Genomic DNA, 6,903 nt, shown 5'->3' with positions numbered 1-6,903 from the left:
CTCTAACGGGGACGGATATAACGGGGCCGGAGGTAGTTAAGCGCACGCGCTTAACTACCTCCGTCCCCGTTATTTCTTCGCGCGCTTAACTACCTCCGTCCCCGTTATTTCTTCGGCACGATCGTGATGTGCCCGTTGATCTCCAGCACCGCCAGGGCGACATCGTCGATGGACAGGCAGCCCTGCTGACGCATCGCTGCGTCCAGATCGGCCGGGGTGACCAGCTCACGCTTGAGCACGGAATCGAGCACCTTGCCATCGCGGGCGATCAGGATCGGCTCGCCTTCGACCAGGGTTTCCACGCGCCGGCTGCGCGTGCTGAGCCAACCCACGCCGTAGTTGATCGAGATCAGCGTCGCCGCGAGCAGCAGGCCGCCGCCCAGGGACGTGTCCTGGCCCAGCAGTGCGTTCTGCACCGCGTTGCCCAGCAGCACGATCAGCAACACGTCGAACGGGGTGATCTGGCCCAGCGCACGCTTGCCGGAGAGCCGGACCATCCCCAGTACCACCGCGTACACCACCACCGCGCGCAGGATGAATTCCCACCACGGCATGGCCAATGCAAACAGGTCGCTCATTGCCTCTCCCCGAACTGGTCCGGCCAGCATGGGCCGGCACCCGGCGCGAGGCAATGGCCTGACGGCGTGGATGGCCGTTTTCCGGCGCCACAAATAAAAAGCCCCGCCAACCAGGGGGAGGTTAGCGGGGCCGGGGAACGGGCGCTTGGGGAGGAGCCCCCGTTCCGAGATCTGCTCCAGGGGATGGGAGAGATCCACAACAGGCATTGCGCCTGTCGAGGTCTATAAAAGCACTCCGAACATTGATAGTTCGTGAAGGGGCCCAATTAATCCGGACCTCTTCCCAGAAACATTCATCCAACAGTCAGATTATCGTGGCGCACTGAACCAATTCAGCCTTTTGACTGTGATTCAGGCCTCAATGTGCCTCATCCCAGTTGTCGCCCACGCCCGCATCCACCACCAGCGGCACACGCAGTTCGGCGGCCGAGGACATCAGTTCCACGACTTTCAAACGCAAGGTATCGAGGAAACTACTTTCGGTTTCAAAGACGAGTTCATCGTGCACCTGCAGAATCATCTTGGCCTGGTCGCTGTGATCCTCCAGCCAGCTGTCCACCTTCACCATGGCGCGCTTGATGATGTCCGCCGCGGTGCCCTGCATCGGGGCGTTGATCGCGGCCCGTTCAGCACCGGCCCGCAGGCCCTGGTTGCGGGCGTTGATGTCGTTCAGGTACAGGCGGCGGCCGAACAGGGTTTCCACATAGCCCTGTTCGCGGGCCTGCTGGCGCATCCGCTCCATGAAATCGCGCACGCCCGGGTAGCGGCTGAAGTACAGCGCCACGTAATCCTGGGCCTGGCCGCGGTCGATGCCCAGGTTGCGGGCCAGCCCGAACGCGCTCATGCCGTACATCAGGCCGAAGTTGATCGCCTTGGCGGCCCGGCGCTCGTTGGAGGTCACCTCCTCCAGGGGGCGGCTGAAGACTTCCGCCGCCGTCGCCCGGTGCACGTCCACGCCCTGCTCGAAGGCCCGCACCAGGCCGGGGTCCTCGGAGAGGTGGGCCATGATCCGCAGCTCGATCTGCGAGTAGTCGCAGGCCAGGATCTTGCGGCCCGGCGGGGCCACGAAGGCGCGGCGGATGCGACGGCCATCCTCGGTGCGGATCGGGATGTTCTGCAGGTTCGGGTCCGAGGAGGACAGCCGGCCGGTGGCGGCGCCGGACTGGTGGTAGCTGGTGTGTACCCGCCCGGTGTCCTGGTTGATCATCTCCGGCAGCTTGTCGGTGTAGGTGCTGCGCAGCTTGGCCAGCCCGCGGTACTCCAGGATCACCCGCGGCAGCTCGTGCTGCTCGGCGATCGCCTCCAGTGCCTCTTCGTTGGTGCTGGGCTGGCCCTTGGGGGTCTTCACCAGCGCCGGCAGCTGCAGCTCGTCGAACAGCACGGCCTGCAGCTGCTTGGGCGAATCCAGGTTGAAGGTGCGCCCGGCCAGCTCGGTGGCTTTCTGCTGGGCGGCCAGCATGCGTGAGCCCAGGTCCTGGCTCTGCCGGCGCAGTTCGGCCATGTCGATGTGCACGCCATTGGCTTCGATGCGGGTCAACACCGGCACCAGCGGCATCTCGATGTCGCGGTAGACGCTGTCCAGCGAGGGCGTGGCCCGCAGCTGTGGCTGCAGCGCGTGGTGCAGGCGCAGGGTCACGTCGGCATCTTCGGCGGCGTAGCGGCAGGCTTCGTCCAGGCCCACCTGCGAGAACGAAATCTGCTTGGCGCCCTTGCCGGCCACCTCCTCGAACTTGATGGTGGTGTAGCCCAGATAGCGCATCGCCAGCGAGTCCATGTCATGGCGCGTGGCGGTGGAATTGAGCACGAAGCTCTCCAGCATGGTGTCGTCGTGGTACCCCTGCACGTTCACGCCGTGGCGGCGCAGCACGTGCAGGTCGTACTTGCCGTGCTGGCCAAGCTTCTTCTTGGAGGGGTCTTCCAGCGCCGGGCGCAACGCCGCCAGTACCTGCTCACGCGGCAGCTGGGCCGGCGCGCCGGGGTAATCGTGACCGACCGGGATATAGGCGGCCCGGCCCGGCTCGACCGCCAGGCTGATGCCGACCAGGTTGGCGCGCATGGCGTCCAGCGCGTCGGTCTCGGTATCGAAGGAGATCAGCTCGGCATCGGCCAGGCGCTGCACCCAGGCGTCGAGCTGCTCGCTGGTGAGCACCATCTCGTACTCGCCGGGGGCGGAGAGCGCCGGGTCGACCGGCACCACCGCCTCATCCGGCGTGGCACGGGCGTAGCCGGCCGCGGTGCCACGCAGGCTGACCGGGGCATCGCTGGCACCGGCCGGGGCCGGCACGGGGCCGCCCAGCTCCTTGAGCGCCTGGGTGAAGCCGTAACGCAGGTACAGCTCGCCCAGCGACGGCACGTCCGGCTCGCGCAGCGGCAGGGTCTGCGCCGTTACCTCCAGCGGCACATCGGTACGGATCGTGACCAGCTCGCGGTTGAGCGGCAGGCGCTCCAGCGCCGCGCGCAGGTTCTCGCCGATCTTGCCCTTCATGGTCGGGGCCGCGGCGATCACGCCATCCAGGTGCTGGTATTCGGCCAACCACTTGGCGGCGGTCTTGGGGCCGCACTTTTCCACGCCGGGCACGTTGTCCACAGCGTCGCCCATCAGTGCCAGCAGGTCGACGATCTGGTCGGCGCGCACGCCGAACTTCTCCATCACCGCCGCGTCCGAATCCATGCGGCTGCCGGTCATGGTGTTGACCAGCTCGATACCCGGGCGGACCAGCTGGGCGAAGTCCTTGTCGCCGGTGGAAATGGTCACCTGCAGGCCATCGCGGTGACCCTGCAGGGCCAGCGTGCCGATCACATCATCGGCTTCCACGCCGGGGATGCGCAGGATGCTCAGGCCCAGCGCCTCGACGATGCGGCACATCGGCTCGATCTGCGGGCGCAGGTCGTCGGGCATCGGCGGGCGGTTGGCCTTGTAGTCGGCATACAGGTCGTCACGGAAGGTCTTGCCGGGCGCATCGACCACGAAGGCGACGTACTCGGGGCGCTCCTTCAGCGTGGCGCGCAGCATGTTGACCACACCGAACAGCGCGCCGGTGGGTTCACCGTGTGCGTTGGTCAGCGGCGGAAGCGCGTGGAACGCGCGATACAGGTAACTGGACCCGTCAATCAGGACTAATCGGCTCATATGACGATTCTACGCGCCCGGCCCTGACCGTCGTCGGCACCGGCCTCACGATCCATCGGGCATAATCAGGCCCTCTTCGCCCAAGGACTCCCGGCCCATGAAGATTCTGTTGCTCGCAGGCGTGCTCGCGCTGGCTGGCTGTGCCACCGGCGGCGGCAGGCCCCCGGTCGATGTCACTGGCGCCGATGTGGTCAAGACGGTGCAGGACAACGGCGACACCATCGAGGAATACCGGGTGGGCGGCCAGTTGCGGATGGTCAAGGTGACCCCGTCGCGCGGTGCCCCGTTCTACATGTACGACCAGAACGGCGATGGCCGCATGGACAGCGACAAGGACGGCGTCTCGCCGGTGTACTGGAAGCTCTACAGCTGGTGATCCCGGGCGTCGACCGCACTGCTGCCCCGTGACCGCACGGGGCCGGCAAGGCGCTGCCCCCCGTCCCCGCTTGCCCACGCTCGATGACGACACCCGAACGCCGCCACGATCCGAATCCGGCTGAACTGCGCGCCGGCCTCACTGCAGAGCAGCGCCAGGCAGTGGAGACGCTGGAGCATTTCGGCTGGCAGCTGCGCTTCGTGCGCCGCCCGCTGTTCCGCGACCCGATCCCGGTGCTGTTCGACCGTCAGGGTGAGCGCTATGTGGTGCTGCAGCCCGACGGCACGCTGGATGAATCGCAGACGTTGAAACTGCGCGATTGAGGGGCATTGCCGGCCAGCGGCCGGCACTACCGCTTTCCCGTTATCGGATGACCAGCACCGGTACCGTGCTGCGTGCCAGCACTTCGGCGGTCTGGCTGCCGAGCAGCACGCGGGTCACGCCTCGGCGGCCATGCGAGGTCATCACGATCAGGTCGCTGCCGCGTTCGGTGGCGGTATCGATGATGCCGTCCGCGGCGTAGCGGTCCAACACGTGCACGGTCGCCGTACGCAGGCCCTGCGCTTGCGCAGCGGCCTTGGCCGGCTGCAGCACCTTCTGCGCGGTCTCTTCGCGGTCGGCTTTGTATTCGGGCGTGTTCATGTAGCCCACGCTCCAGCCCATCGCGTCGTACATACCGACGGCCCATGGCTCGGAGACGGTCACGATATCGACCTCGGCATCGAGGTCCTTGGCCAGCTCCAGGCCCTTGGCCAGGCCTTTCTCGGCCAGCTCCGAACCATCGGTGGCAATCAGGATGCGCTTGTACATGGCAGAGCTCCTTGGGGTGGGCAATGGGAACATCACCATTGCACACCCGATGTGGACGCGGTGCCTTGAGCTGGATCAATCGCCGTGGGCGCGCGCAGGCACCCTCCGCGCCGGATTGCCCACCACGGTCGCGCCCGCCGGCACATCGCGGGTGACCACACTGCCCGCACCCACCACCGCGTCATCGCCGATGGTGACGCCGGGCAACACGATCGCGCCGCCCCCGATCCAGACATTGCGCCCGATCCGGACCGGCTTGGCCGACTCCAGGCCTTCAGCCCGTGCCTGCGGATCACGCGGATGATCGGCGGCATAGAGCTGCACTGCCGGACCGATCTGGGTGCCATCGCCGATGCTGACCTCGGCCACGTCCAGGATCACGCAGTTGTAGTTGAGGAACACGCCCTGCCCCAGGCGGATGTTGTAGCCGTAATCGCAGTGGAATGGCGGCCGGATCACCGCACCCTCGCCGACCGCACCGAGCTGCTCGCGCAACAGCGCGCGGCGCACGGCCGGGGTTTCGGCCAGGGCGGCGTTGTAACGGACCATCCACACCTTGGCCGCGGCCATGTCCGCCTGCAGCGCCGGATCACCGGGGCGGTAGGGCAGCCCGGACAACATTTTTTCCTTTTCGCTCGGACCCATGTGGCCTCCCTCAGACAGAGGGTGATGATGCCGGTTGGCCGCTCGCGTGTCAGTGCATGCCGCGTCGCGTGCCCAACAGCGCCACCAGTGCGAAGACGATGCCACTCAGCCAGAACCACAGCGTTGCCTGGCCGATGCACACCCCGCTGGGCTGCGGCTGGCAGCGCAGGCGCAGCAGATCGAAGTCGCCACCGTCGGCCAGGCAGGTCTGCGCGTGCTGGACCAGGGCCAGCACCGGCTCGGCCCAGCCTGCCGACCATGTCAGCAGAACCAGTGCAGCAAGCAGATACGGAATTCCCTTGTTCACGAGTGCGCTCCCAGCGGACAGGGGCAGACTCTGGGCGCCGGCCGGGGGAGCGACAAGCGGCACGCGACGAACTGTGTGAAATCCGGGATGAGCCGGGGGCGATCGGGGATGAAGCGAGGCGCCCTGGCCCACCACAACGCGGATAGCGCAGGCATACGCGGCCTGTGCTGCAGCGCAGGACGGAGAAGGACACCGCCCATGCCAGTCGATGGCGGCCGCAGCTGGTGCACCGGGCTGGCCCACGATGCGACGGTGTCTGCCGACTTGAATGTGCGGGCGCAGCTGCGCCGTGGCCTGCGCTATGCAGCAGGCCACGCGCCGGACTGCTGATCAGGCGGTACGCACCACACGCGCGCCTTGGCACAGCGGGTAGCTCGCCAGAAGATCGGCGATGCGCGCGTGCAGGGTGTCGAACGAGGCGCCATACAGATACAGCGCCGTCTCGGTGGGGCCCTGCCACCAGCTGCAGATCTCGCCGTGGCCTTCGATGCGCTCGACGATCTGTTCGAACACATAGTTCGAATCACACTGTTCGTAGACCTCATCGGGCAGATCGGTGCCGTTGAGATACAACGCCAAGCCTTCGGTGACGCCGAACGGCTGATCGGGGGCGCCTTCGCGCTGGATCAGCGAGCCCTTCGGCGCTCCCAGCTGCTCCAGCAGCTCGATCACGCCAGGCAACGAGGCCGGATCGTTCAACGCGACCTCGATATCGCCGTAGTCCACTTCACCGTCTTCGGTCAGCGCGGTGCCGCCGCCCGTGATCTCGCCCAGCTCGGCACTGCCCAGCAGCGCATCGAGCGGATCTTCGAACAGCTCATGGCGATGCTCGGGCTGGAGCCTGGCATTCAATTTGACGGTGAGGTGCAGCGGCGAATCGGTCATGGCGGGGGCCTGTTCGAAAAGGATGGCGCCATTGTAGTGCCGGCCGCTGGCCGGCTCCCGACAAGGTATGCCGCCCATTGTAGTGCCGGCCGCTGGCCGGCTCCCGACAAGGTATGCCGCCCATTGTAGTGCCGGCCGCTGGCCGGCTCCCGACAACGCCGCAGCAGGCAGC

General features: G+C 66.8%; 9 protein-coding genes. 3 read left to right on the top strand and 6 right to left on the bottom strand.

From position 1 onward, the window contains the following. Positions 1-104: 104 nt before the first annotated feature. Together QMX81_RS19955 and polA are read right to left on the bottom strand one after the other, a co-directional pair. Entirely contained in the window at positions 105-578 is a 474-nt protein-coding gene (locus tag QMX81_RS19955; protein WP_152152095.1) for a YetF domain-containing protein, read from the bottom strand. Positions 579-936: 358 nt separating this feature from the next. Next, the gene (polA, locus tag QMX81_RS19950) at positions 937-3,708 is read right to left on the bottom strand and encodes a DNA polymerase I (RefSeq protein WP_282264104.1); all 2,772 of its coding nucleotides are present in this window, start codon (positions 3,706-3,708) and stop codon (positions 937-939) included. A gap of 97 nt (positions 3,709-3,805) precedes the next feature. On the opposite strand from polA, the gene QMX81_RS19945 reads away from it, so the two are divergent. Further along, positions 3,806-4,084: a DUF2782 domain-containing protein gene (locus tag QMX81_RS19945; protein ID WP_121040911.1), complete on the top strand. Its 279-nt coding sequence runs from the start codon at positions 3,806-3,808 to the stop codon at positions 4,082-4,084. An 83-nt stretch (positions 4,085-4,167) separates the two neighbouring features. Continuing rightward, positions 4,168-4,407, top strand: a complete 240-nt coding sequence (locus QMX81_RS19940) for a hypothetical protein (protein WP_282264101.1) — start codon at positions 4,168-4,170, stop codon at positions 4,405-4,407. A 40-nt stretch (positions 4,408-4,447) separates the two neighbouring features. Here the strand turns inward: QMX81_RS19940 and QMX81_RS19935 are convergent, their stop codons facing one another. From QMX81_RS19935 to QMX81_RS19925, 3 genes are all read right to left on the bottom strand, one after another. Then, entirely contained in the window at positions 4,448-4,894 is a 447-nt protein-coding gene (locus tag QMX81_RS19935) for a universal stress protein (RefSeq protein WP_152152090.1), read from the bottom strand. Between the two features lie 75 nt (positions 4,895-4,969). Next, positions 4,970-5,539, bottom strand: coding sequence for a sugar O-acetyltransferase (locus tag QMX81_RS19930; protein WP_121040917.1), 570 nt, complete (start codon positions 5,537-5,539; stop codon positions 4,970-4,972). Positions 5,540-5,588: 49 nt separating this feature from the next. Further along, the gene (locus QMX81_RS19925) at positions 5,589-5,846 is read right to left on the bottom strand and encodes a hypothetical protein (RefSeq protein WP_282264097.1); all 258 of its coding nucleotides are present in this window, start codon (positions 5,844-5,846) and stop codon (positions 5,589-5,591) included. 198 nt (positions 5,847-6,044) lie between these two features. On the opposite strand from QMX81_RS19925, the gene QMX81_RS19920 reads away from it, so the two are divergent. After that, positions 6,045-6,176 carry a hypothetical protein gene (locus QMX81_RS19920; RefSeq protein WP_282264095.1) on the top strand — a complete coding sequence of 44 codons (132 nt, stop codon included), beginning with the start codon at positions 6,045-6,047 and terminating at the stop codon, positions 6,174-6,176. Here QMX81_RS19920 and QMX81_RS19915 read toward each other — a convergent pair whose 3' ends face one another. Further along, the gene (locus QMX81_RS19915) at positions 6,177-6,731 is read right to left on the bottom strand and encodes a hypothetical protein (protein ID WP_282264094.1); all 555 of its coding nucleotides are present in this window, start codon (positions 6,729-6,731) and stop codon (positions 6,177-6,179) included. It lies immediately after the preceding gene. Positions 6,732-6,903 lie beyond the last annotated feature (172 nt).

The sequence above is a fragment of the Stenotrophomonas sp. PS02301 genome, assembly GCF_029959485.1.
GTDB classification, from domain to species: Bacteria; Pseudomonadota; Gammaproteobacteria; order Xanthomonadales; family Xanthomonadaceae; genus Stenotrophomonas; species Stenotrophomonas maltophilia_Z.
The sequence above is the reverse complement of the archived record's forward strand: the minus strand, read 5'-3'. Positions and strand labels throughout refer to the sequence as shown.